The organism is Pseudomonas sp. LBUM1644 (assembly GCF_059716195.1).
The window spans coordinates 4,867,555-4,890,293 of the sequence record NZ_CP166812.1; the positions used below are offsets into that span (position 1 = coordinate 4,867,555).

Here is a 22,739-nt window from a genome sequence, read left to right on the forward strand (position 1 = left end):
CCGCCCTCAGCCACGCTCCGAAGGCACCGACGACAACTCGAACGGGCTGCTGCTGCGCCGCTGGTTGCGATCTTCCCGCGGCGTGGCACCGAAGAAGTTGCGATAGGCGCTGGAGAAGTGCGGCCCCGAGGAGAAGCCACAGGACAGGCCGATCTGAATGATCGACTTGCTGGTTTGCATCAACATCTGCCGGGCCTTGTTCAGGCGCAATTCCAGGTAGTACTGGCTCGGCACACGGTTGAGGTATTGCTTGAAGATCCGCTCCAGCTGCCGACGGGACACGCACACGTGCTGCGCGATTTCGTCGGTGGTCAGCGGTTCTTCGATATTGGCTTCCATCAGCAATACCGCTTGGGTGAGCTTCGGGTGGCTGGAACCGAGACGATTCTGCAGCGGAATGCGTTGACGCTCGCCGCCCTCACGAATGCGCTCGACCACCAGTTCTTCGGACACTGCGCCAGCGAGTTCGGCGCCGTGATCACGGGCCAGCACCGCCAGCAACAAGTCGAGCACCGACAGGCCGCCGCACGCAGTCAGGCGATCACGATCCCAGTCGAATAGATGGCTGGTGGCAATGACTTTCGGGAAGCGCTCGGCAAAATCGTCCTGCCAGCGCCAATGCACGGCAGCGCGATAACCGTCGAGCAAGCCGAGTTGCGCCAATGGGTAGACACCGGCGGACAAACCGCCGATCACACAACCGGCTCGCACCAGTTGTTTCAACGAACTGCTGAGTGCCGGTGCGAGGCTGGTCGGCGGCTCATCGGCGAGCAGGAACAGTTTCTGGAAGTTTTCGAGCTTGCCGGCCCACGGCTCACCGGGCAATTGCCAGGCGCCTTCGGCCGGTGGTTCGGCCTGCAAGAACGAGAGTTCGTAGACCACGTCCGGATGCACACGCTGGGCAACACGCAAGGCCTCCTCAGCCAGCGCAAGCGTCAGTGCTTTAGTGCTGGGCCAAATCAGGAAACCAATTCGATGGGCAGTCATTGTGGGCAATCCGAAACGAAGAACAGTGATGAAGGCATGGGCCAATGCTAGCCCGAAAATGAACGCGAGTCCCCCTGTAGGAGCTGTCGAGTGTAACGAGGCTGCGATCTTTTGACCTTGATTGTTCAAATCAAAAGATCGCAGCCTCGTCTCACTCGACAGCGCCTACAGGGATGCACAACGGGAGTTCGGTTTACTTCAGGCTGCCCGACAGGAACTGCTGCAGGCGTTCGGATTGCGGGTTCACCAGCACCTCACGCGGGTTGCCGCTTTCTTCGACGATACCTTTGTGCAGGAACACCAGCTGGTTCGACACTTCACGGGCGAAGCCCATTTCGTGTGTCACCACGACCATGGTCCGGCCTTCGAGGGCCAGGGCCTGCATCACTTTCAGGACGTCGCCGACCAGTTCCGGGTCGAGTGCCGAGGTCGGTTCGTCGAACAGCATCACCTCGGGTTCCATCGCCAGCGCACGGGCAATGGCCACGCGCTGCTGTTCGCCGCCGGACATGTGGCCCGGGTAAGCATCTTTACGATGCGCCACGCCAACCTTGTTCAGGTAGTGCTCGGCTTTCTCGCGGGCTTCGGCCTTGGACATGCCGAGTACGTGGACCGGCGCTTCCATGATGTTTTCCAGCGCAGTCATGTGCGACCAGAGGTTGAAATGCTGGAACACCATCGACAGACGCGAACGCATGCGTTGCAGCTGTTTCGGGTCGGCGGCTTTCATTGCGCCGTCCTTGTTCGCCACCAGTTTCAGCTCTTCGTTGTTGAGAAGAATCCTGCCCGCATGCGGCTGCTCCAGCAGGTTGATGCAACGCAGGAAGGTACTTTTGCCGGAGCCACTGGAGCCGATGATGCTGATCACATCGCCAGCCGCCGCTTTCAGGGACACGCCCTTGAGCACTTCGTGACTGCCATAGCGTTTATGCAGGTCTTGGACTTCAAGTTTGTACATGCGGTCGGTTCTCACAAAAACAGTCAGTCAGTCGTTGAGCAAGCGCCCGTGACGCAGCGCTTCGCGCCCCGCCACCTTGGCCAGCCAGAAACCGGGTTGGGCATAACGCAGCCGCTCAATGGCAAACAGCACCCCGGACGTACCAGCACACACCGTGCTGACCCGATCCGATAACGGATCGATCACTTCGAAAATTTCGTCGCCGGCTTCGATCCACTCACCGGGTTCACGCAGGAAACTGATCACGCCAGGATGCGGCGCGAACAGCAATTCGGTGCCCTCGAACGGCATGCCCTCGCACGCGTCTTGCGCAGGTTTCGGCCATTCGCCGCTGATCAAGCCTTGCTCGGCGAGGAACGCGAGAATGCCTTCGGCGTAAGCTTCGGCATCCGCGCGACCGGTATCGGCCTGACCGCCCAGTTCAATGGTAGTCGCCAGGCAGGCCAGTGGAATCTGCGCTTCCGGGAATTGACGCGACAGACGCAACCACGGCAACGAACAGGCTTCGTCGAAAGAGCTGCCGCCGGAATCTTCCGCCAGCAAGCCAACCTTCACGTCCAGGTGCGCGGCCAACGAACGCCATTGCGGCCAGTGTTGCGGCAAGGCGTACATGTGCAGCGCCGCTTCGGCGTCGCAATGCAGATCCAGCACGACGTCGGCGGTGCAGGCATGGCTGAGCAGGATGCGCTGCATGCCTTGCAACTGACTGCTCGCCTCTGGCAACGCCGCCAGATGATCGCTCATAGCCTGACGGATGAGCCGGATATTGGCGTGAGGATCATCACCCAGATGCCCATCAAGTTCGGCGGCCACCGGCGCGCTCAGCTCGACGAAATCCCGGTTGAAGTTCTTGCCGCTGCCCGCCTCGAAACGACCTTGATGGTTGCCTTGCAGCAGTTGACCGAGGCCCAGTGGATTGGCCACTGGCACCAGTTCGATCACGCCGTTGAGCAAGCCTTGGGCTTCGAGTTCGGCCAGGCGCTTTTTCAGCTCCCAGGCTACGCGCATCCCCGGTAATTCATCGGCGTGCAGGCTGGCCTGAATGTAGGCCTTGCGCTCGCCACTCCCGAAGCGGAACACGGAAATCTGACGTTCGCTGCCCAGATGGCTCCACGGCAATGCATGATCGATGCGTTCCATATCAATGCTTCCGCGGGGCCAGATAGCCCAGCCAGCGGCGCTCGGCCAGTTTGAACAGTTTCACCAGAATGAAGGTCAGGCAGAGATAGAACACACCTGCCGTGATGTAGGCTTCGAACGGCAAGTAGAACTGGGCGTTGACCGTGCGCGCGGCACCGGTTATGTCGATCAGGGTCACGATGGACGCCAGACTGGTGGTCTGCAGCATCATGATCACTTCGTTGCTGTACTGCGGCAGCGCCCGGCGCAGGGCCGATGGCAGCAGGATGCGCTTGTACATTTTGTAGCGCGACATGCCCATCGCCTTGGCGGCTTCGATCTCACCGTTCGGCGTAGCGCGCAGGCTGCCGGCGATGATTTCAGCGGTATAGGCGCTGGTGTTGATGGCGAAGGCCAGGCACGCACAGAACGTGGCGCTGGACAGCCAAGGCCACAAGAAGCTTTCACGTACCGCTTCGAATTGCGCCAGACCGTAGTAGATCAAAAATAGCTGCACCAGCATCGGCGTGCCGCGGATCACATAGGTGTAGAGCCAGGCCGTCATGTTGACGACAGCGTTTTTCGAGACGCGCATCAAGCCCAGCGGCAAGGCACACAGCAGGCCGAAAAACAGCGACAGCGCGAGCAATTTGAGGGTGGTTACCAGACCGCCGAAGTACAGCGGCAGGGCCTCCCAAATGACGTTGTAGTCGAAGATCATAGATCAGCCGCCCTTACGCCTACCGAGTAGCGCTTCTCAAGGTGACGCAATGCCAGCAACGAGACGCTGGTAATCACCAGGTACATCGCCGCCACTGCGAGGAAGAAGGTGAAAGGCTCGCGGGTGGCATCTGCCGCCTGCTTGGCCTTGAACATCATGTCTTGCAGACCCACCACCGAAATCAGCGCGGTGGCCTTGGTGAGTACCAGCCAGTTATTGGTGAAACCCGGAATCGCCAGGCGAATCATCTGCGGCACCAACACCCGGAAGAACACCTGAAAACTGCTCATGCCGTACGCCATGCCGGCTTCTGCCTGCCCCTTCGGGATTGCCATGAAGGCGCCGCGGAACGTTTCCGACAGGTACGCACCGAAGATGAAGCCCAGGGTGCCGATACCGGCGGCCAACGGGTTCAGGTCGATGTAATCGTCAAAACCAAGCATGGGTGCGACGCGGTTGAGCAGGTCCTGACCACCGTAGAAAATCAGCAGGATCAGCACCAGGTCGGGAATCCCGCGGATCACCGTGGAATACAGGTCGCCCAGCCAGGCCAGCCAGCGGATTGGGGACAGACGCAGCGCAACGCCGATCAGACCCAGAACAATGGCCAAGACCATGGACGACAAGGCGAGCTGAAGCGTCAGCCATGCGCCATCGAGGATGACAGCCCCGTAGCCTTTCAACATGATTCAGGTCCTCGAAAGTTGGGATGAAAAAATGGCGCAAACCTCAGTGATCCTGTTGCTTGCGCCATTTCGGACTTGTCGCTCGGACGTGTTACTTGCCGTAGATATCGAAGGCGAAGTACTTGTCCTGGATTTGCTTGTACTTGCCGTTCTCGCGAATGGCAGCGATCGCACCGTTGATCTTGTCTTTCAACGCGTCGCCTTTGCGAACCGCGATACCCACGCCATCACCGAAGTATTTGACGTCGGTGAAGGCCGGGCCGACGAAAGCGAAACCTTTGCCAGCGTCGGTTTTCAGGAAACCGTCATCCAGCAGCGTAGCGTCTGCCACGGTGCCGTCGAGGCGACCGGCGGCCACGTCGAGGTAGATTTCGTTCTGCGAACCGTAAGGCTTGATCTCGGCACCCAGCGGGGCCAGGACTTCGCGGGCGAAACGCTCGTGGATCGAACCACGTTGCACGCCGATGTTCTTGCCCTTGAGCTCGGTCAGGTTGTCGCTGACAACTGTGCCAGCCTTCATGACCAGGCGCGCCGGGGTGTTGTAGTACTTGTTGGTGAAGTCGACGGACTTCTTGCGATCTTCAGTGATCGACATGGACGACAGGATCGCGTCGATCTTGCGCACTTTGAGTGCCGGGATCAGACCGTCGAACTCTTGCTCGACCCACACGCACTTGACCTGCATCTGTTCGCACAGAGCGTTGCCGATGTCGTAGTCGAAACCAACGATGCTGCCGTCCGGCGCTTTGGAGGCGAACGGAGGGTAAGCCGCTTCGATACCAATTTTCAGAGGCTTTTCATCGGCGAAGGTTGGCAAGGACAGCACGGACAGTGCCAGGGCGCCGAGCAGCACGAGTTTCTTCATGTTGGGACTCCATCGGTAAAGGGCTAAAACGGCAGAGTGAGCAACAGCCCAATATGCGAATGGGTGAACCGGAAAAGCGGTTGCTGCGTCCTAGGAATCGCGTGTTGTTTTCAACACGGACAACGACGAGCGAGTGATCGGCATTCTAACGACAGGCCCGAAGCCGATATTTCTTCAATGCGACAACAAATTACAGATGCACCGAGAAAGCCGTTTGGGCACGTTGACAGCCTTGCAAATTCATGCAAAGGCAAAAGACAGTTAACCGATCTATGCTGCAAATTGCGGGCCTATTATTGGCAAAGCCTTCTAATCCGGCAAGTGCAGCGTTAGTTCTTATTTTTTTGAGGGCGTGGAGAAGCCCGAGGATAGGGCTTTGCGTTTCCCAATGCCCCGTATCCGAGCGAGCGGTTACACATTCAGTTACTTGAAGGGCGGCGGTAACAGTGGGAATCGGCTGACAGGTGAACCGATAAATATTGGTTGAACATCAAAAGATCGCAGCCTTCGGCAGCTCCTACAGGGAAACGCATTCTCCTGTAGGAGCTGCCGAAGGCTGCGATCTTTTGATGTTGCTCATAAAAAAGCCCCACCAGGCTCACCACCTGGCAGGGCTTTGATGACTCAAGAAGCGCTACTTATGCAACGTTCATCGTCTTGTGCGTATCAATCAAATGCTGCACCACACCCGGATCCGCCAGCGTCGAGATATCACCCAACCCATCGTATTCCGCCGTAGCGATCTTGCGCAGAATCCGGCGCATGATCTTGCCCGAACGCGTTTTCGGCAGCCCCGGCGCCCACTGGATCACGTCCGGCGAAGCAATTGGGCCGATCTCCTTGCGCACCCAGTTTTTCAGTTCCAGGCGTAATTGCTCGGTCGGTTCCTCACCACCGATCAACGTGACGTAGACATAAATGCCTTGCCCCTTGATGTCGTGCGGCACACCAACCACGGCAGCCTCGGCGACTTTCGGGTGCGCAACCATCGCGCTTTCGATCTCGGCGGTGCCCATGCGGTGGCCGGACACGTTGAGCACGTCATCCACACGACCGGTAATCCAGTAGTAACCGTCTTCGTCACGACGGGCACCGTCACCGGTGAAGTACATGCCACGGAACGTCTTGAAGTAGGTGTCGACGAAACGGTCATGGTCGCCATACAGCGTGCGCGCCTGGCCAGGCCACGAATCGAGAATCACCAGGTTGCCCTCGGCAACGCCCTCGAGGATGTTGCCCAGGTTGTCCACCAATGCTGGCACCACGCCGAAAAACGGACGTGCCGCCGAACCCGGCTTGAGACCGTGAGCGCCCGGCAACGGGCTCATCATGTTGCCGCCGGTTTCGGTCTGCCACCAGGTATCGACGATCGGGCATCGAGATTGGCCGACGTTCTTGTAGTACCAATCCCACGCTTCCGGGTTGATCGGCTCACCGACCGAACCCAGCAGACGCAAGCTGCTGCCATCAGCGCCTTCAACAGCGGCCTTGCCCGACGCCATCATCGCGCGGATCGCGGTCGGCGCGGTGTAGAGGATGTTGACCTTGTGCTTGTCGACGATCTTCGCCACCCGGGTGATGTCCGGATAGTTCGGCACGCCTTCGAACAACACGGTGGTCGCGCCGTTGGCCAGCGGGCCATAGACGATATAGGTGTGGCCGGTGACCCAACCCACGTCGGCGGTGCACCAGTAGATTTCGCCCGGACGGTAGTCGAACACGCGCTCATGGGTCATGGCGGCGTAAAGCAGGTAACCGCCGGTGGTGTGCTGCACGCCCTTCGGCTTGCCGGTGGAACCGGAGGTGTAAAGGATGAACAGCGCTTCTTCGGCGCCCATCTCTTTCGGCGCGCAAACGCTGCCCGCCACTTTCATCAGGTCTTCGTACCAGATGTCGCGATGCTGGTTCCACTTGATGTTGCCACCGGTGCGCTTGCACACAATGACTTTCTGGATGCTGCTGGTTTCCGGGTTGGTCAGCGCGTCATCGACGTTAGACTTGAGCGGGATTTTCTTGCCGGCACGAATGCCTTCGTCAGCGGTGATCACCACTTTGGATTTGCAGTCGATGATGCGACCCGCCAGGGCTTCCGGCGAGAAACCACCGAACACCACCGAGTGAATCGCGCCGATCCGGGTGCAGGCCAGCATGGCGACCACGGCTTCGGGGATCATCGGCATATAGATAGTCACCACGTCGCCGCGGTGAACATCCTGGCCGCGCAAGGCGTTGGCGAACTTGCAGACTTGCTCGTGCAGCTCGCGGTAGGTGATGTTGCGGCTTTCGGCAGGGTCATCCCCTTCCCAAATGATCGCGACTTGATCGCCGCGCTCGGCCAGATGACGGTCGAGGCAGTTGTAGGAAACGTTCAGGGTGCCGTCGGCGAACCATTTGATGTCGACATGGTGATCGTCGAAGGACGTCTGCTTCACCGTGGTGAAAGGCTTGATCCAGTCGAGGCGCTTGGCTTGCTCACGCCAGAAGCCGTCCGGGTTGACGACCGACTGCTGGTACATGGCTTTGTAGGTTGCCTCGTCGGTCAGCGTGTTGGCTGCTACCTCGGGACGAACGGGATACAGAGAAGCCGCACTCATCTTTCTTACCTCGGTGGAATAGTTGTTTTTGTATGACTCCGTTGTAGCCGGGCCGGGGCTATAGAACCATTCGACGATGGTAGTAACAAGCCCCTACAAAATGTGGCTATACCGCGCCGAAACGCTCAACCACGGTATCTACGGCCAATGTAGGAGCTGCCGCAGGCTGCGATCTTTTGATCTTGGCGGTCTTGAAGATCAAAAGATCGCAGCCTTCGGCAGCTCCTACAGGGGATGTGTACAGGCCGGTTTGGGGGGATTGTTACGAAAACTGTCAAAGGTGTTTATCAAAAGCCCACCTATATGAATCCAGACCCCGCGCCTAGAATCCGCCTCGCCAACAAGGCAAACCCTGATTAACCAAGTTGCAGCCCCCACGAAGGCAGTTAATCAAAACACCGGTAATCAAGTTCCACACGCAACCCCAAAAAGGTTGCGTGACCCCACTCGACCTCTAAAAGGTAAAAACGAAATGAAAGCTTTATTAGTTCTGGCCCTCTCCAGCCTGTGCGCAACCGCCATGGCAGACGAGGTCCCGACTGATGTCGCACAGCAACAACCCGCGGTAGAGGAATACACTTACTCCACCCACTTGGACATCGCCAAAGTTATCTCCATGAGCGAAGTCCCGAATGTGTGTGAAGTTGTACCAGCAACAATGGAATACGACGACTCGAAAGGCCAACGCCACATTCTGCGCTACAGCGTCATGGGTAACGGCTGCTCTAACGGCTAATCACCCGCCCTCTCTCTTTCCCAAGGTTCGACCCATCCGCCCGCTAATTAAGGCAGATGAAGCGCCGAACCTGGAGCCAATACGATGAAAACCAAACTGATCCTCGCTCTGACCCTGTCTATCCTGGCCGCGAACACCTTCGCCGCCGATGGCTACGATCGCACCGGCTCGGCTGCTTTCACCGCTGAAACGCCTGTCGCTTGTGCCGGTTACGACTCTACCGGTTCGGCGTCCTTCGCTTCCGATGGCGCCGATCACATCGGTGCTGCCAAGGTCGCTGCCGATGGTGCGGACCACGTGGGTGCAGCTCGTCTCAGCTGATAAATGAGCGCGACTTCAAAGCCCGACGTTGGTCGGGCTTAGTTGTGTCTGGAGCTACCGAAAACCGATTCAAAACACAACATGTAGTGGAAAAGGCGGTTTTTGATTGTTTTTTGAGCAAAAATAATCGAGCGCCAAATTTTATGAAAAAAAATTCTGCACCCGCGATACCAGCCAAAGCCCTGTAAACCCTCACTCCTGCCTAAAAACGTCCCCTGCCTACCCTTCTCAGTGCCATTTCGTCGCACCACGCGACCGAAAATTTCCCTATAATGCGGCGTTAATCGGGCCTGCAATATTCCCTTACAGGGGGAACAAGCCAGTCTGAAGCCCACGCAGAAGCTGTTCGCATTGTCTGCGCCCGTCAGTGGCCTCAGAACACCCGTACAAAATTCTGTTTATTGCCTGCGTTGTACCGCTGCAAAAAACGATTTCCATTAGATCCAACGCGGCCAGACCGGTCGTGTGAAAAACCAACCTATCAGTTTTCACACGGGCATCTGGCCCTCACGCAGGAGACGACACGTCATGCTGAGCTGGGACGAATTCGACAAAGAAGACAGCGGCGAGACCGTGGTAAAAGGCGCCAACGCCGGCCACGCGACTGAAGCCAACATGGACCGACTCGACACCGCTGGTGGCGTCGCCGCTCAAGAAGCTCGCGCCGTCACCGCGTCGGACTCAGCCGCAATCGCCCGTGCCAAAGCGGCCCTGGACAATCTCGACGTCGCCGAAGGCCTCGCCGAACTCGAAGGCGCCTCCGCCCGTGTCGCCGTCGACGAAAAGCGCATGATCAACTGCCGCGCCGACCTCAACCAACTCGTACCCTTCAAGTACGACTGGGCCTGGCAGAAATACCTGGACGGCTGCGCAAACCACTGGATGCCGCAAGAAGTCAACATGACCGCCGACATCGCCCTCTGGAAAGACCCGGAAGGCCTGACCGACGACGAGCGCCGCATCGTCATGCGCAACCTCGGCTTCTTCTCCACCGCCGACTCCCTGGTTGCCAACAACCTGGTGCTGGCCGTGTACCGCCTGATCACCAACCCGGAATGCCGCCAGTACATCCTGCGCCAGGCCTTCGAAGAGGCGATCCACACCCACGCCTACCAGTACTGCATCGAATCGTTGGCCATGGATGAAGGCGAGATCTTCAACATGTACCACGAGATCCCATCGGTCGCGAAAAAAGCCACCTGGGGCCTCAAATACACCCGCTCGATCTCCGATCCGAAGTTCGAAACCGGCACCGTCGAAACCGACAAAGAACTGCTGCGCAACCTGATCGCCTACTACTGCGTCCTGGAAGGCATCTTCTTCTACTGCGGCTTCACCCAAATCCTCTCCATGGGCCGCCGCAACAAAATGACCGGCGTCGCCGAGCAGTTCCAATACATCCTGCGCGACGAGTCCATGCACCTGAACTTCGGCATCGACGTGATCAACCAGATCAAAATCGAAAACCCGCACTTGTGGGATGCGGAGATGAAGGAAGAGGCTTCGCAGATGATTCTGCAGGGGACTCAGCTGGAGATTGAATACGCGCGTGACACCATGCCTCGCGGCGTACTCGGCATGAACGCGGCGATGATGGAGGATTATCTGAAGTTCATCGCTAACCGTCGTTTGTCGCAGATTGGGTTGAAGGAAGAGTATCCAGGGACTACGAACCCGTTCCCTTGGATGAGCGAGATTATGGACTTGAAGAAAGAGAAGAATTTCTTTGAGACTCGGGTTATTGAGTATCAGACTGGTGGGGCGTTGAGCTGGGATTAAATCCAAAACTGCGATGAACATCATCTAAATTTGAACCGTTTCATCTAACTGTGAAACGGTTTCATTTGGATAAGTAAATTACTAATGAACAAAGCGCAATCTTGCGCAAGTTATTAGCGACAAAGCACACAAAGAATAATAGATTTTTTGCTCAAGCCAGGACGGCTCTTAGAATCGAGTTTGCGTAGTTTCTTACGCAAATAAGAAACCCAGACCGCATGCGGTCTGGGATTTAACGGCGATCCAAGGGGGAAAGTTTCGAAGGCCTACCCCAAGGAAAGCATCTCAACCCGATTAGGATTGAGGTTGGACGCGGAGTGTACAGACCAGATCATCCGTCTACAAATTTTTAGGACGAAATGCCTAAAAGCGCAAGACGTGAAATGGCTAATCCCGCCTACCTTCGTACGAATCGGGCTTAAACTGCCAATAGGAGAATTTCTCATGGCAAGTGGTAAAAAGCCCGGTGTAAACACCGGAAAAAATGGTGGTATCTATCAGGAACAAGGCCCTCGCGGCGGTCTTAAGGATAATTTTGCAACCGTCCCAGACCGAACATCATTACCGCCTACCACTCAACCAGGGCACACCTGGGTGCAGGTAGAACGTACACCTGATAGCAACCGCTAACGTAAACGATGATGCGGGGCGACTGTGCCCCGCATTCATCCTAAGAACTACCAAACTCACAATTTTAATGAATCAGCAAATCAAGACAGAATCTGATTTTGGTTTTTTCTAGGTAGGAAAACTCTTGCTCATCTCGATGCCCCCGCAAAAACTCCTACAGCAGTTCCAGATACTTCCGCATTGATGCCCATTCAAAGCACCTCTAAGCTCCATTGCAGGTGCCTAAGAAACGCCCAACGTAGAAAGCTTGGCCAATCACTCAGATCCGCAATCACCTTTCGGTGATTTGTCGTTCCGGTGTGTGATGGCTTAGCTCGTTGGGATTTCTTAAGTCCACTCTACGTTGGGTTCCGGCCCTCTAAAATCTAAACGTAGAGGTAATGGATATGCCTAAACATGATCGACCCCACACTCTCGGAACTCTGGAGATCAGCTATGTCTGATCCCTTCTCTGCAAAGGCTTTCTCCCGCCACAACCTTGTCCTTCACGCCCTCCTCCTGGAAAACCAAGCATGGTTCTGCGCCTGCGATTTTGGTCGGTTGATGGGTTTTCATTTGAGTGATCGGGTGGTTAGCAAACTCGACGAAGATCAGCGGCACACGTTGTTAATTGAGTACCACGGGCAACCGGAAAAACGGTTGATGCTCAGCGAGTCCGGCGTCTATGCGTTGTTGGTTTATCACTATGCGCCGGGGAATCGGTTGTTGCGTGAATGGTTAACTCATCAAGTGGTGCCGGCGTTGCGCGATGCGGGGCCGTCGAAGAATGCGGATCGACCGATGTTGAGTTTGTTGGATTGGCCGGAGATGTCGTTGAGTCTGTTGCATTGGCAGGATGATGGCTGGATTCGGCTGAGGGTCATGCCTTACTTGTTGCTCAATCGAACGCGAAGGCGCGTTCCAGCAGTTAAGCCTTGGTGGCGTAAGGTTTTGGAGGCTTTTCAATCGTCGAAGCATTCGGTAGGTTAGACTTTTTAGGATCGACAGAAAGAAGCTTCGCAGTTCTCCGTAGGTATTTTCGTAGACAGTCCACTCAGCATCGCCCGAGGGTTTTCAAACCTCGGCGATGTTATGTGCGTAAAGAAGAAAGAAAGCGCCTGGAGCGCTTTGGGGATTTAGGGCCAATTGCCTTGGCACACCACTCAATCAGCTTTCAATTACTTCCAACCGCTGCTTCAACCTCTCATTCACCAACGCCCCGTGCACTCCAGAATGAATTTCCCGATGGCAACTTGGGCATACAGCCCCTACATAGCGTGGATGATCTAACCCACCGTCCGAGAGCCGGTTTACGTGATGGGGCTCTAGGTAGGGCGTGCCATCCTTTTTCATAAAAGGAGCCGGTTTCTCACAGCTCTCACATTCACCCTCGGCACGCATCAGCACATAATGCGCAACCTTTCGGCTGCGCTGATAGATCTTACGCGGAGCAGATTGCTCTAAATCACCGCTGTTAGGCTTACATGCAGCCAACGCAGCCAACCTCGCAGCAGCCAGAGAACCGGAAAGGTCAGCCTCGTCTTCGTACTGTTCTTCAGCTTCAATTAGTTCACCAGGAATGCCCACAGGAACTAACCGAAAAACAATCGCCGTCCGATCCTGGCCGTTCACATCCGGCTGGGTCCGTTCAAACATGTCGGCGCAAGAAAACTCACCTACGTATTCGTTGCCTTTACTTTTGCCGAGGGATTTAAACAAGTGAAGCGCTCGGCCATCCTCGGCATGATTAGCAATCGATCGGTTGCCTCGGATCAAAGTCATCGGTCCGCTTTGTCCTTCACCGGTATAAAGATAGGCGCCGTTGTCCCAATCGTCGGTATACCCATATTGCGCACCACTATCGCCAGTGAACAAAAATATTGCAGGGTAGGTAGCGGACGGAGCAATGCCGCTTTGCAAGCTCCCCCCGAACGGTCCATTAATTTCAGTTTTTCGATCGTAAACAGCACCCGGCGTGAACTGCAATACGGGCGCGCTCTCGCCACGCGGCAACTCCACAATAGTGAAGCCTCGCTTTTCTAGGTAGCTGTTGGTCGGGTGTCCGCCTGAGAATTCTTCTACGGCAATACCTGTAGCCAGAGAGACGATTTTCTTTGCCGGATACAGTTCACCGCAATCGTGAATGGCGTAACGGTGAGCTAGATTATTTTCCCAGCCCTGCCATTCGCGCTTACTCCGAAATTTACGGTCAAACTCCAGCAACGCTTTGTCTATTCGTTCCTTCGAAACCGCTTTGATCACCACGAGCGCTGTCCTTTATCGACAATTGCCGTAGGAAAAGTCCTACCACCGCCAAAGTACCAAAGGGTTTCAATACGTAACAGGGCGTATAGCCACTATTTCTAGAGTTTCGATAGACGTGGCGAGCCTGCTCTTGGCGGTGTGCCGTGGACGGTTGTGAATGATGGTGCGTAGAGCAGATGTTCAGTGGTGCTCTCAGGTTTTTCGCGAGCAGGCTAGCTCCCACAGGTTTGGTGTGTTGCCGCAGATTTTGCGGTGTGTTGAAAACTTTCAGTGCAACCCGCCCCGCCTCCCGCTATTAATACCATTCCCCCTCAAGGACCCGAGCCCACCATGAAATTCGATCTCGCCTACTGCCTCAGCCTCGACGACAAGTTGTCGATCTATGACGTTCGCGATTTGAATTTCGACGAAACCATGGTGTTCGATTCCGCCAAGGAGCACTTCCAGTGCCCCAACGATGCCTGTCGTTTGGCGTTTGATGGGGCGAATGTGTTGACGACGTTCAACGCCAAGAACGTGAATTACGTTCGCACCCCGCACTTCAAGAACACGCCCAGCACCCGGCATGTGGCGGATTGTCCTTATGTCAGCCTCAAGGCTTCGCCATCAGGTGTGGATGCGGAAACGGATGACAGCCGCGAGGAGCATTTTCCGTCGGAGTTGTTGCTGACCCGGCGTCAGTATGTGCGTAAGGCGTCGAACCCGGCGGTGGCGGAGGATGTGGTACGGGAAGATCTGAAACCCTCTTCCAAAACCAATGACGCTGAGCACCCGAGCCACGAATCAGCACCCGACAAGACCAGCATCTTCGCCCACCCGGTGGAGTGCTTCGTGTCGAACTTCGAAGACAAGGACCTGCTCAAGCGCATGCCGCTGAAGATTGGCGAGCACACGGCGCCTTATGGGTCGTTCTTCAAGAAGATCGAATACCTGACGGACAACAAGGGGCTGATTTACTGGGGCAAGATCAAGGAGATCAAGGATTACACGCAGAGCTTTCGCATCGATTTCGAGCAGAAGGTCTGGTTCAAGCAGGCGGATGAGGCGAAGAAGAAGCCTTATTCGGTCAATGTTTACCTGAGCAAGAAGTTGATCGAGAACTACCGCAAGCGCAAAGCGTTTCTGGAAGAGATCAAGCACGCCATCGACAGCGATGCCGAGTTGTTTTGCTTCTTTTATGGCGTGACGCCGGAGTTGAAGCAGGTGCCGAGCAAGAAAAACCCCGAGCAGACGTTCGGGGTGTTCAGTGCGAATATCGAGAACCTGGATCACTTTATTATTCGTGAGGTGCCGGGGTTAGAGGCGAAGTAGGTCAATTCAGGCTCATGCTAATCATCACTAACACCAGCAATCCAACATAAACCCGTGCATGGATTCGGTCCGGTATCCGTCCGATCCACGGCGTGGCCAATCGAATCCCCAGCAACGACCCCATCGTCAAAACCGCAAACGCCAGCAGATCCACATAGCCGATAAACCACGCGCCCAGATCAAATTCGGTAAATCCAGCCATCGCCATGTAAGTCACCGTCCCGGCCAGCGCCACCGGCAGGCTTAGTGGATTAGCCATGGACGTCGCCTGTGACATGCTCAACCCACAGCGACGCAACAACGGCACGGTCATGACGCTGCCGCCTACGCCCAGAAATGTAGCGACCGCGCCGATTCCTACGCCGCCACCCGACACTTCTGCCCTCCCCAATCGACGTGGGATTTCATTGTTGGACTGCGTAAGAAATCCGCGTCTGAACAGGCAGTCCACAATGGTCACGCCCAGGTACGCGATGAAGGCATACCGAATCATCTCGCCACTCACCCACATCGCAGCCACGGCGCCGACCACCGCCCCCAAACCGATGAACCCACCCAACGGCCACAGGTAATGGCGAATCAGATTACCCGCGCGGTGATGATTTCCGGTGGCGACCAGCGCGTTGACGATCATCACGCAGGTCGAAGTAGCCACGGCGATGTGCATCGCCGATTGGCTAATCGGGTCGTCGGCACTGTGGCTGGCCATGAGCATGCGATAGAGCAATGGCACCACGACGAATCCGCCGCCGAAGCCGAACAGCACGGCGGTGACGCCGGTCGTGCAGCCGAAGAGTGTCAGCAAGAGATAGAACATCGCGCGCCTTCCGTTGTTTGAGAGCGGTCGACGATAGAGCGATGCGGCTTGGCCTGCTTCAGCAAGTCAGCCAATAATGTTTGCGTTTACGCCAACCGTTGGAAGCTGCTCGATGCGCAATGTTTCGATAAATCTGCTGGATGAGACGCCACGGCCGGTGGTGGCGATCGGTACGGATTATTCCTACGGTCATGTGCTACCCCGTCATACACACCGGCGGGCGCAGCTGTTGTACGGCGCGACTGGGGTGATGCAGGTCAGCACGCACGACGGCAATTGGGTGGTGCCGCCGCAGCGGGCGGTGTGGATTCCTGCGGGGGTGGCGCATGAGGTGTTGATGCTCGGGGTGAGCACTCGCAGCCTGTATATCGAGCCGACGGCTGTGGATTTGGGCAACCGTTGTCAGGTGATCAGCGTTTCACCGTTGATGCGGCATTTGCTGATGGAAGCTGTGGAGATCCCACTGGTGTACGACGAGACCGGGCGCGATGGGGCGTTGGTCGATTTGCTGCTGCACGAACTCGCGCGCAGTGCTCACCTGCCGTTGCACATTCCGCTGCCTGTCGATGCGCGGCTTCTCGGGTTGTGCCAGGGCTTTTTGCAGCGGCCGGATGCTCATCAGTCGCCGCAGCAATGGGCGGATCAATTGCACATCAGTTTGCGCACGTTCAATCGCCTGTTTCGTCAACAAACTGACCTGAGTTTCAGCCAGTGGCGCCAGCGCGCTTGCGTGGTGCTGGCCCTTGCGCGGCTGGTGGGGGGTGAACCGGTAACGCGGATTGCGCTGGATTTTGGTTATGACAGCCCAGCGGCATTCTCAACGATGTTTCGTCGCGTACTGGGGCAGGCGCCGTCCGTCTGGTTGGAAGGGGCGAAATAAAACAAATCAAAAAATGAGTTTGATCCGGGCGCAAAACAACTGTACAAAAACACAGTAATTTTTGAATCAGCACTCTCGAGCCCGGAGAACACCATGGCCTCTTATGCGATGAAAATCACCCTGGAACGTATCGCCCTCTTCCAATTCACCCCCGCGCATTGCGCCCAGGCCCGGGCGATGCTGGGTTGGAGTGTTGATGAGCTTTCCCGGGAGTCCGGTGTCTCGGTCGACGCGATCGAGCGGTTTGAGGCCGAGCGCGATGTGCCGGATGTTACCCGGCTGACGTTGGCGTATCGATTTGAGTCCGAGGGGTTGGTGTTCTTCCCGGGGTTTGCGCCGGGGCGGGGGATGAGTATGAAAGGAGCGGCGCCTGATCATGTGGGACGGACAGATTTTGCGATGGTTGAGTGACGAAGCATTCCAGCATTATGGCCATCCGGCGTGTGTATCTCTGTAGCAGCTGGCGAAGCCTGCGTTCGGCGGCGAAGCCGTCGTGAAACCTGTGACTGAGGTGTTTCTGATGCACCGCGTCGGCTGATTTCACGACGGCTTCGCCGCCGAACGCAGGCTTCGCCAGCTGCTACAGATCGCGTTAGGGCCTAACTGACTGGCGTTAGCGAATTGAGGTGGTGTTCACCTGAAGTACAAAACCCGATGCTTTGCACTCGATGTCGTTACGGTTTGAACGCAGGCTTTGGCCGCATATTGGAGGCTTGTTCATAACCATAAGCCAACGCCAGAAGCTTCGCCTCGCTCCAGCGAGTTCCGAAGAAAAACACCGAGGTAGGCACTCCGTCATCGCCTACACCGGAAGGCATCATGATGCCGGGATAACCTGCCAGCGGTATGACGTTCAAACCGGGTGAGCCAACATCCAATACCAGCGCATCCAGTTGATGCACTACCAGCAAATCATCGATGGCCGCCGCATTTTCACGTTGAATTTTTTGCCAAGACTCGTTGTAAATGCGCTCGTCAAAATCAACGTTGCTGGCCGCGCGCAGCGTGGTTTGCCCGTAACCCTCGGCGCCGGGAAACTTCTCGTTGTATTGCACAAGTTCTTCCAGATTCTGGATTGCAAGACCGGTTCGTGTCGCCAGATACCGTGGAAGATCACGCTTGCTACCCATCCAGAAGGCCTTATCCACCTGCTCCGTGGTTTGCGATGCAGGATCATTGAACTCTACGGGGATCAATGTGGCCCCTGCGGCCTGCATGACCTCCAGCGCCCGGGAAAACAGAGGGTCGCTCTGTGCCGCCTCGCCGGTGGTCTCGAACTTGGCCGGAATCCCAATGCGCCGCCCGACCAGCGAGTTCGGAAGCAGCAATGCCGTGTAGTCCACCGTACTGATGGCGCCAGGCTTTTTGATCGGTTCAGCGTCGTCATTGCCCGTCATCGCATTTAACATCAACGCAGCCTCGCGAACGGTGCGCGCCATGGGTCCAGGTGTGTCGACCTTGAGACTCACCGGAACGATGCCACTGCGACTGAGCAAACCCACGGTAGGCTTGAGGCCTACCACACCGTTGAGGGACGCCGGGCAAATAATCGAGCCGGCGGTTTCGGTTCCCACTGCCAGCGGTGCAAAACCTGCGGCAACGGCCGCGCCGGAGCCGGAACTGGAACCACAAGGCGTGACGCTCAGCACGTGCGGATTTTTGGTTTGCCCGCCGCGGCTGCTCCAACCATCGGGAATGGCGGGGTCGCGAAAACTGGCCCATTCACTGAGGTTGGTTTTTCCGAGAATCACAGCCCCCGCCGCCCTGAGTCGCTGCACGACGAAGGCATCCTGCGCGGCGGGTTGACCGACCATGGCCAGTGAACCGGCGCTGGTCTGCATCTGGTCAGAGGTATTGATATTCTCTTTGAGTAATACGGGAATGCCATGCAAGGGGCCCCGGACGTGTCCTCGTTGTCGCTCTTGATCCAGCGACTCGGCGATGGCTAACGCATCCGGGTTGATTTCGATGATCGCATTGATCGCCAGCCCCTGTTTATCCAGCGCTTCAATCCGGTTTTGCAGGTGATGCACGAGACTTACAGCACTCAGCTGATTGCGTTCCATTCTTTGGCTGATTTCATCGACGCTTAAATATTCCAGCTTCGACTCGGGTACCGGCGTTTGCGCATGGGCTGCGCTCGCTTCGCTCGCAATGAAAAGCAGGACTATCTGGGCCAGCCGCGTCATGCAGCCGTTTAACGTTACATCCATGTGATAAAGATCCTTGTGATGACGGATAGCGAGCGATTGAGCTCACTCGTTTTCCCAGCCTACAGACGCCGCCGGAAATGTCCGTCATCACTTGTCGCCAGATCACGTATGAATATTCGCCCCCGTCTGTAGCCGCTCAGCCGGCACTCTGTTGGTACACCTGCTGCTCGACCTCATACCACCACGCACTCCCCCGCTGCGGATGCATCACGTTAAACGCCTCACCCATTTGCGGCGTAGTGATCGACACATTCCGCTCCCAGGCCAGTGCCAGTATCCGGTCAAACGGTTCGTACCAGGCGTGCATCGACAGATCGAACGTGCCGTTATGAATCGGCAGCAACCACCGACCTTTCAGGTCAATGTGCGCTTGCAGGGTTTGCTCCGGCTGCATGTGCACATGTGGCCACTCGACGTTGTAGGCGCCGGTTTCCATGAGCGTCAGGTCGAACGGGCCGTACTGTTCGCCGATGCGTTTGAAGCCGTCGAAGTAGCCGCTGTCGCCGCTGAAGAAGATCCGTGTGTCGCCGTCGATCATCACCCAAGAGGCCCACAGCGTGCTGTTGCCATCGAACAGGCCGCGACCGGAAAAGTGCTGCGAGGGTGTGGCGATAAACTGAATGCCATCGACTTCGGTGCCCTGCCACCAATCCATTTGGCGCACTTTGCTGGCGTCGATGCCCCATTTGATCAGGGTATCGCCGACGCCCAGCGGCGTGAGGAAGTACTTGGCCTTGTCCGCCAGTTTGAGGACGGCGTGATAATCGAGGTGGTCGTAGTGATCATGGGACAGGATCACGGCTTCGATCGGCGGTAACGCTTCGAGGCTGATCGGTGGCTGGTGAAAGCGTTTCGGGCCAGCCCATTGCACCGGTGAGGCGCGTTCGGCAAAGACCGGGTCGGTGATCCAGAATTTGTCCCGCAGTTTCAGCAATACGGTGGAGTGGCCGAGGCGGTAGACGCTGTGGTTAGGCGCTGCGATCAACGCCGCTTGCGTCAGGGTTTGCACCGGGACGGGCGCGGTCGGGCGAGTGCTACGCGGTTTGTGGAAGATCATGTTCCACATGATGCGCAGCATTTTGCGAAAGCCTTCGCGCTGCACCGGCGCATGGTTTTTGAAGTGCCCCTCTACCTGACGGGAAGACTCAGGTTCGCGGACGTTGTCCGCTGGGGAAGTTGCAGTGACCATGATTGAGTGACTCCAGAAGAAACGCAAAGCTGCGGTTCTTCACGGTGGGACGATAAATGGCCAAAGCACGCACGCACGCATTAGCCGGACTTTCTGATCTTCACCGCGCATGATTAACAAAACATTACACTGCACAGTGTAGTTTCTAGGTTGCATCAAAGCGGACTACAAGTAAACTACCGAGTGTAAATCTTCATTTTTTCCTGCCGAAGCGTACTTATGACAGCTCCACAGCGCCTGACCGACCGAAAACGCGAAGCCATCATTCAGGCGGCGATTATCGAATTCCGTGCCAACGGTTTCGAGATCACCAGCATGGACAAGATTGCAGCCACCGCCGGCGTGTCGAAGCGCACGGTGTACAACCACTTCCCAAGCAAGGAGGAGTTGTTCGCCGAAATCCTCAATCAATTATGGGCGCGGGTGACGGCTGGACAGGAAACGTCCTACCGCCCTGAGTTGCCACTGCGCGAGCAGATGCGCCTGATGTTGATGGCGAAATTGCAGATGCTGGGCGATGACAACTTTCTCGACCTGGCGCGGGTAGCCATCGCCGCCACCATCCATTCGCCCGAGCGCGCGCAGAATATGGTCGCTCGAATGGGCGAACGCGAAGAGGGCCTGACCGTGTGGATTCGTGCCGCCCAGGCCGATGGCCGCTTGAAACCTGTCGACCCGGAATTTGCCGCACAACAGATTCAGGGGATGCTCAAGTCCTTTGCGTTCTGGCCGCAGATCTCCATGGGGCTCCCGGGCCTGTCGCCCGACATGCAGAACACCGTGGTGGATTCGGCACTGGACATGTTCCTGGCGTGCTACCAGCTGCGATAAATGACAATGTCCGCCGCTTTACCGATCACCGGTGAGCTCTGATTACGACAGCGCAATGTGTTTCAGAATGAAACTGGCGCTGGGGCTATAGTGAGCCTCAGTCCCCGCGCCATGCAGAGAGCATCATGACCACCTCGACCACCGAAACCAAACCCGCCGCCCCAGTCGACCACTTGCGTTTCCATCGCCCTCACGCTCATCTGGCGCCGACCTTCGGCAATGACAAGTTTGCCCTGCGCGCCGAGGCCTTTGCGCGGTTCTTCGGTACGCCGACCTTTCTCGGCGCGCAGACGCTGATCGTGGTGTTGTGGGTTTGCCTCAATCTGTTTGGCGTGGCGCACTTCGACTTGTATCCGTTCATCCTGCTCAACCTGGCGTTCAGCCTGCAATCGGCTTACGCCGCACCGCTGATCCTGTTGGCCCAGACCCGTCAGGCGGCACGGGACAAAGCCCAGTCCGAGGCCGATGCGCAACACCGCGAAGCCTTGGCCGTGGCCAACAGCGAACGTCAGGCTCAAGCGGCGCAGAACTCCGCGCAGCTGCTGGAATTGCTCGAGCAGAACACCCGGCTCACCGAAATGACCAAGGCCTTGACCGAGCGCATCGAAAACCTGACGTCGGAAATGCACCACCACTTTGTGGGCATGGATCAGCCGAAGGCTTGATCTACCTCACGGCAACGTCAGGACAGCGCCTATGGCGAGTGCGTTAACGCCAAACTATAAGTGGACACCAGGAATCAACAAGCATCGAGATCACTCATGGAAGCCAACGCAATCCGCATCGCCCTGATCGGTGACTACGACCCGCAAGTCACCGCCCACCAAGCAATCCCCATCGCCCTCGACATGGCCGCCAAGCACGCCGACAGGGACGTGCAGTTCAAGTGGCTGGCCACTGACCGCATCAACTCCGGTAGCACACTGCACGACTTCGACGGTTTCTGGTGTGTGCCCGCCAGTCCCTATCGCGATATGGACGGCGCGCTGCGGGCGATTCGTTTTGCCCGGGAACAGCAGCGACCGTTCCTCGGTACGTGTGGCGGATTTCAACACGCGGTGCTTGAGTTCGCGCGAAACGTGTTGGGTTGGGATGATGCCGAGCATGGTGAAACCCACCCTGAAGCGACACGCGCGCTGCTCACACCATTGACGTGTTCACTGGTGGAGGCCGTCGACAGCATTCATCTGGTTGAAGGCTCGTTGATCGCCAAGGCGTACGAAAGCGCCGGGATTGTCGAAGGCTATCGCTGCCGCTACGGTGTGAATCCCGAGTTTGAACGTGAGTTATTGACCCGACAGCTGTGTGCCGTGGGCCACGATTCGCAGGGGGATTTGCGCGCGGTGGAGCTGCAAGGTCATCCGTTTTTTGTCGCGACGTTGTTTCAGCCTGAGCGTGCAGCGCTCAAAGGCATTGTTCCGCCGCTTGTCCAGGCGCTGGTCGCTGCGTGTGCGAGGCACCCGGCATGATCGCTAAAACACCGTCAGCGCCTTATTACGCGGTGATTTTTACCTCGCTGCGTACGGAGGGTGATCAGGGTTACGCCGAGGCGGCCGAACGCATGGTGGAACTGGCGCGTGAGCAGCCGGGGTTTCTCGGGGTGGAGTCGGCTCGGGGCGAGGATGGGCTTGGGATCACGGTTTCCTATTGGGCCAGTGAGGCGGCGATTCTGGCGTGGAAAAATCATCCGGAGCACAGCGAGATCCGTGAGCGTGGGCGTTCGACGTGGTATTCGGCGTGTCATACGCGGGTGTGCGAGGTTGAGCGGGCGTATGCGTTCGAGCAGTAAATGATGTGGTGTGCTTGAGGCCGCCTTCGCGAGCAAGCCCGCTCCCACAGGGGTCTTGTGATCGACACA

The 22,739-nt window shown here is 57.0% G+C and carries 22 protein-coding genes; 11 read left to right on the forward strand and 11 right to left on the reverse strand.

What is annotated here, in order from left to right; genetic code table 11:
* Positions 1-6: 6 nt before the first annotated feature.
* From argR to acs, 7 genes are all read right to left on the reverse strand, one after another.
* Positions 7-987 (reverse strand): transcriptional regulator ArgR, encoded by a 981-nt coding sequence (gene argR / locus ACA052_RS22245; protein ID WP_059404900.1) that lies wholly within the window; start codon positions 985-987, stop codon positions 7-9.
* A gap of 193 nt (positions 988-1,180) precedes the next feature.
* A complete protein-coding gene (locus ACA052_RS22250; protein WP_045057453.1) occupies positions 1,181-1,945 on the reverse strand; it encodes an ABC transporter ATP-binding protein in 765 nt (254 codons plus the stop codon).
* A 27-nt stretch (positions 1,946-1,972) separates the two neighbouring features.
* A complete protein-coding gene (locus ACA052_RS22255) occupies positions 1,973-3,085 on the reverse strand; it encodes a M14 family metallopeptidase (protein ID WP_497646807.1) in 1,113 nt (370 codons plus the stop codon).
* A 1-nt stretch (position 3,086) separates the two neighbouring features.
* The gene (locus ACA052_RS22260) at positions 3,087-3,785 is read right to left on the reverse strand and encodes an ABC transporter permease (RefSeq protein WP_438661118.1); all 699 of its coding nucleotides are present in this window, start codon (positions 3,783-3,785) and stop codon (positions 3,087-3,089) included.
* Positions 3,782-4,471, reverse strand: a complete 690-nt coding sequence (locus ACA052_RS22265) for an ABC transporter permease (RefSeq protein ID WP_008154330.1) — start codon at positions 4,469-4,471, stop codon at positions 3,782-3,784. Before ACA052_RS22265 ends, ACA052_RS22260 begins: the two co-directional genes overlap by 4 nt.
* Before the next feature lie 91 nt (positions 4,472-4,562).
* Entirely contained in the window at positions 4,563-5,336 is a 774-nt protein-coding gene (locus ACA052_RS22270) for an ABC transporter substrate-binding protein (RefSeq protein WP_497646808.1), read from the reverse strand.
* Positions 5,337-5,974: 638 nt separating this feature from the next.
* Complete coding sequence (gene acs, locus ACA052_RS22275) at positions 5,975-7,930, reverse strand: acetate--CoA ligase (protein ID WP_497646809.1); 1,956 nt, start codon at positions 7,928-7,930, stop codon at positions 5,975-5,977.
* A gap of 472 nt (positions 7,931-8,402) precedes the next feature.
* Here acs and ACA052_RS22280 point away from each other — a divergent pair, with 472 nt between their 5' ends.
* The 4 genes from ACA052_RS22280 (at position 8,403) to ACA052_RS22295 (ending at position 12,365) form a co-directional block, all read left to right on the forward strand.
* Positions 8,403-8,666 carry a DUF2790 domain-containing protein gene (locus ACA052_RS22280; RefSeq protein ID WP_497646810.1) on the forward strand — a complete coding sequence of 88 codons (264 nt, stop codon included), beginning with the start codon at positions 8,403-8,405 and terminating at the stop codon, positions 8,664-8,666.
* 84 nt (positions 8,667-8,750) lie between these two features.
* Positions 8,751-8,987 carry a hypothetical protein gene (locus tag ACA052_RS22285; protein WP_497646811.1) on the forward strand — a complete coding sequence of 79 codons (237 nt, stop codon included), beginning with the start codon at positions 8,751-8,753 and terminating at the stop codon, positions 8,985-8,987.
* Positions 8,988-9,515: 528 nt separating this feature from the next.
* On the forward strand, positions 9,516-10,766 hold the full coding sequence (locus tag ACA052_RS22290) for a ribonucleotide-diphosphate reductase subunit beta (protein ID WP_045057829.1): 1,251 nt from the start codon (positions 9,516-9,518) through the stop codon (positions 10,764-10,766).
* 1,065 nt (positions 10,767-11,831) lie between these two features.
* Entirely contained in the window at positions 11,832-12,365 is a 534-nt protein-coding gene (locus tag ACA052_RS22295; RefSeq protein ID WP_497646812.1) for a BRO-N domain-containing protein, read from the forward strand.
* Positions 12,366-12,542: 177 nt separating this feature from the next.
* Here the strand turns inward: ACA052_RS22295 and ACA052_RS22300 are convergent, their stop codons facing one another.
* Positions 12,543-13,640, reverse strand: coding sequence for an HNH endonuclease (locus ACA052_RS22300; RefSeq protein WP_497646813.1), 1,098 nt, complete (start codon positions 13,638-13,640; stop codon positions 12,543-12,545).
* A gap of 330 nt (positions 13,641-13,970) precedes the next feature.
* On the opposite strand from ACA052_RS22300, the gene ACA052_RS22305 reads away from it, so the two are divergent.
* On the forward strand, positions 13,971-14,951 hold the full coding sequence (locus tag ACA052_RS22305) for a hypothetical protein (protein WP_497646814.1): 981 nt from the start codon (positions 13,971-13,973) through the stop codon (positions 14,949-14,951).
* Between the two features lies 1 nt (position 14,952).
* On the opposite strand, the gene ACA052_RS22310 is transcribed toward ACA052_RS22305, so the two are convergent.
* On the reverse strand, positions 14,953-15,768 hold the full coding sequence (locus ACA052_RS22310; RefSeq protein WP_497646815.1) for a sulfite exporter TauE/SafE family protein: 816 nt from the start codon (positions 15,766-15,768) through the stop codon (positions 14,953-14,955).
* A gap of 112 nt (positions 15,769-15,880) precedes the next feature.
* Here ACA052_RS22310 and ACA052_RS22315 point away from each other — a divergent pair, with 112 nt between their 5' ends.
* The gene (locus ACA052_RS22315) at positions 15,881-16,648 is read left to right on the forward strand and encodes an AraC family transcriptional regulator (protein ID WP_497646816.1); all 768 of its coding nucleotides are present in this window, start codon (positions 15,881-15,883) and stop codon (positions 16,646-16,648) included.
* 93 nt (positions 16,649-16,741) lie between these two features.
* Positions 16,742-17,059: a helix-turn-helix domain-containing protein gene (locus tag ACA052_RS22320; protein ID WP_497646817.1), complete on the forward strand. Its 318-nt coding sequence runs from the start codon at positions 16,742-16,744 to the stop codon at positions 17,057-17,059.
* A gap of 263 nt (positions 17,060-17,322) precedes the next feature.
* Here the strand turns inward: ACA052_RS22320 and ACA052_RS22325 are convergent, their stop codons facing one another.
* Together ACA052_RS22325 and ACA052_RS22330 are read right to left on the reverse strand one after the other, a co-directional pair.
* Complete coding sequence (locus ACA052_RS22325; protein WP_497646818.1) at positions 17,323-18,861, reverse strand: amidase family protein; 1,539 nt, start codon at positions 18,859-18,861, stop codon at positions 17,323-17,325.
* A gap of 136 nt (positions 18,862-18,997) precedes the next feature.
* Positions 18,998-20,050, reverse strand: a complete 1,053-nt coding sequence (locus tag ACA052_RS22330; RefSeq protein ID WP_497646819.1) for an MBL fold metallo-hydrolase — start codon at positions 20,048-20,050, stop codon at positions 18,998-19,000.
* Between the two features lie 219 nt (positions 20,051-20,269).
* Between ACA052_RS22330 and ACA052_RS22335 the strand changes: the two genes are divergently transcribed.
* From ACA052_RS22335 to ACA052_RS22350, 4 genes are all read left to right on the forward strand, one after another.
* Positions 20,270-20,881 carry a TetR/AcrR family transcriptional regulator gene (locus ACA052_RS22335; protein WP_497646820.1) on the forward strand — a complete coding sequence of 204 codons (612 nt, stop codon included), beginning with the start codon at positions 20,270-20,272 and terminating at the stop codon, positions 20,879-20,881.
* Between the two features lie 125 nt (positions 20,882-21,006).
* Positions 21,007-21,546 (forward strand): DUF1003 domain-containing protein, encoded by a 540-nt coding sequence (locus tag ACA052_RS22340; protein WP_497646821.1) that lies wholly within the window; start codon positions 21,007-21,009, stop codon positions 21,544-21,546.
* A 96-nt stretch (positions 21,547-21,642) separates the two neighbouring features.
* The gene (locus ACA052_RS22345; RefSeq protein ID WP_497646822.1) at positions 21,643-22,350 is read left to right on the forward strand and encodes a CTP synthase C-terminal region-related (seleno)protein; all 708 of its coding nucleotides are present in this window, start codon (positions 21,643-21,645) and stop codon (positions 22,348-22,350) included.
* Complete coding sequence (locus ACA052_RS22350; RefSeq protein WP_497646823.1) at positions 22,347-22,670, forward strand: antibiotic biosynthesis monooxygenase family protein; 324 nt, start codon at positions 22,347-22,349, stop codon at positions 22,668-22,670. Before ACA052_RS22345 ends, ACA052_RS22350 begins: the two co-directional genes overlap by 4 nt.
* Positions 22,671-22,739: the final 69 nt, after the last annotated feature.

Bases quoted from the DNA above. Each gene is read 5' to 3' on its own strand.
- ACA052_RS22305 (WP_497646814.1), top strand. From the start codon at position 13,971: ATGAAATTCGATCTCGCCTACTGCCTCAGCCTCGACGACAAGTTGTCG.
- ACA052_RS22295 (WP_497646812.1), top strand. From the start codon at position 11,832: ATGTCTGATCCCTTCTCTGCAAAGGCTTTCTCCCGCCACAACCTTGTC.
- ACA052_RS22330 (WP_497646819.1), bottom strand. From the start codon at position 20,050: ATGGTCACTGCAACTTCCCCAGCGGACAACGTCCGCGAACCTGAGTCT.
- ACA052_RS22320 (WP_497646817.1), top strand. From the start codon at position 16,742: ATGGCCTCTTATGCGATGAAAATCACCCTGGAACGTATCGCCCTCTTC.
- ACA052_RS22315 (WP_497646816.1), top strand. From the start codon at position 15,881: ATGCGCAATGTTTCGATAAATCTGCTGGATGAGACGCCACGGCCGGTG.
- ACA052_RS22345 (WP_497646822.1), top strand. From the start codon at position 21,643: ATGGAAGCCAACGCAATCCGCATCGCCCTGATCGGTGACTACGACCCG.
- ACA052_RS22350 (WP_497646823.1), top strand. From the start codon at position 22,347: ATGATCGCTAAAACACCGTCAGCGCCTTATTACGCGGTGATTTTTACC.
- acs (WP_497646809.1), bottom strand. From the start codon at position 7,930: ATGAGTGCGGCTTCTCTGTATCCCGTTCGTCCCGAGGTAGCAGCCAAC.
- ACA052_RS22290 (WP_045057829.1), top strand. From the start codon at position 9,516: ATGCTGAGCTGGGACGAATTCGACAAAGAAGACAGCGGCGAGACCGTG.
- ACA052_RS22285 (WP_497646811.1), top strand. From the start codon at position 8,751: ATGAAAACCAAACTGATCCTCGCTCTGACCCTGTCTATCCTGGCCGCG.
- ACA052_RS22270 (WP_497646808.1), bottom strand. From the start codon at position 5,336: ATGAAGAAACTCGTGCTGCTCGGCGCCCTGGCACTGTCCGTGCTGTCC.
- ACA052_RS22250 (WP_045057453.1), bottom strand. From the start codon at position 1,945: ATGTACAAACTTGAAGTCCAAGACCTGCATAAACGCTATGGCAGTCAC.
- ACA052_RS22265 (WP_008154330.1), bottom strand. From the start codon at position 4,471: ATGTTGAAAGGCTACGGGGCTGTCATCCTCGATGGCGCATGGCTGACG.
- ACA052_RS22260 (WP_438661118.1), bottom strand. From the start codon at position 3,785: ATGATCTTCGACTACAACGTCATTTGGGAGGCCCTGCCGCTGTACTTC.
- ACA052_RS22280 (WP_497646810.1), top strand. From the start codon at position 8,403: ATGAAAGCTTTATTAGTTCTGGCCCTCTCCAGCCTGTGCGCAACCGCC.
- ACA052_RS22325 (WP_497646818.1), bottom strand. From the start codon at position 18,861: ATGGATGTAACGTTAAACGGCTGCATGACGCGGCTGGCCCAGATAGTC.
- ACA052_RS22255 (WP_497646807.1), bottom strand. From the start codon at position 3,085: ATGGAACGCATCGATCATGCATTGCCGTGGAGCCATCTGGGCAGCGAA.
- ACA052_RS22310 (WP_497646815.1), bottom strand. From the start codon at position 15,768: ATGTTCTATCTCTTGCTGACACTCTTCGGCTGCACGACCGGCGTCACC.
- argR (WP_059404900.1), bottom strand. From the start codon at position 987: ATGACTGCCCATCGAATTGGTTTCCTGATTTGGCCCAGCACTAAAGCA.
- ACA052_RS22340 (WP_497646821.1), top strand. From the start codon at position 21,007: ATGACCACCTCGACCACCGAAACCAAACCCGCCGCCCCAGTCGACCAC.
- ACA052_RS22335 (WP_497646820.1), top strand. From the start codon at position 20,270: ATGACAGCTCCACAGCGCCTGACCGACCGAAAACGCGAAGCCATCATT.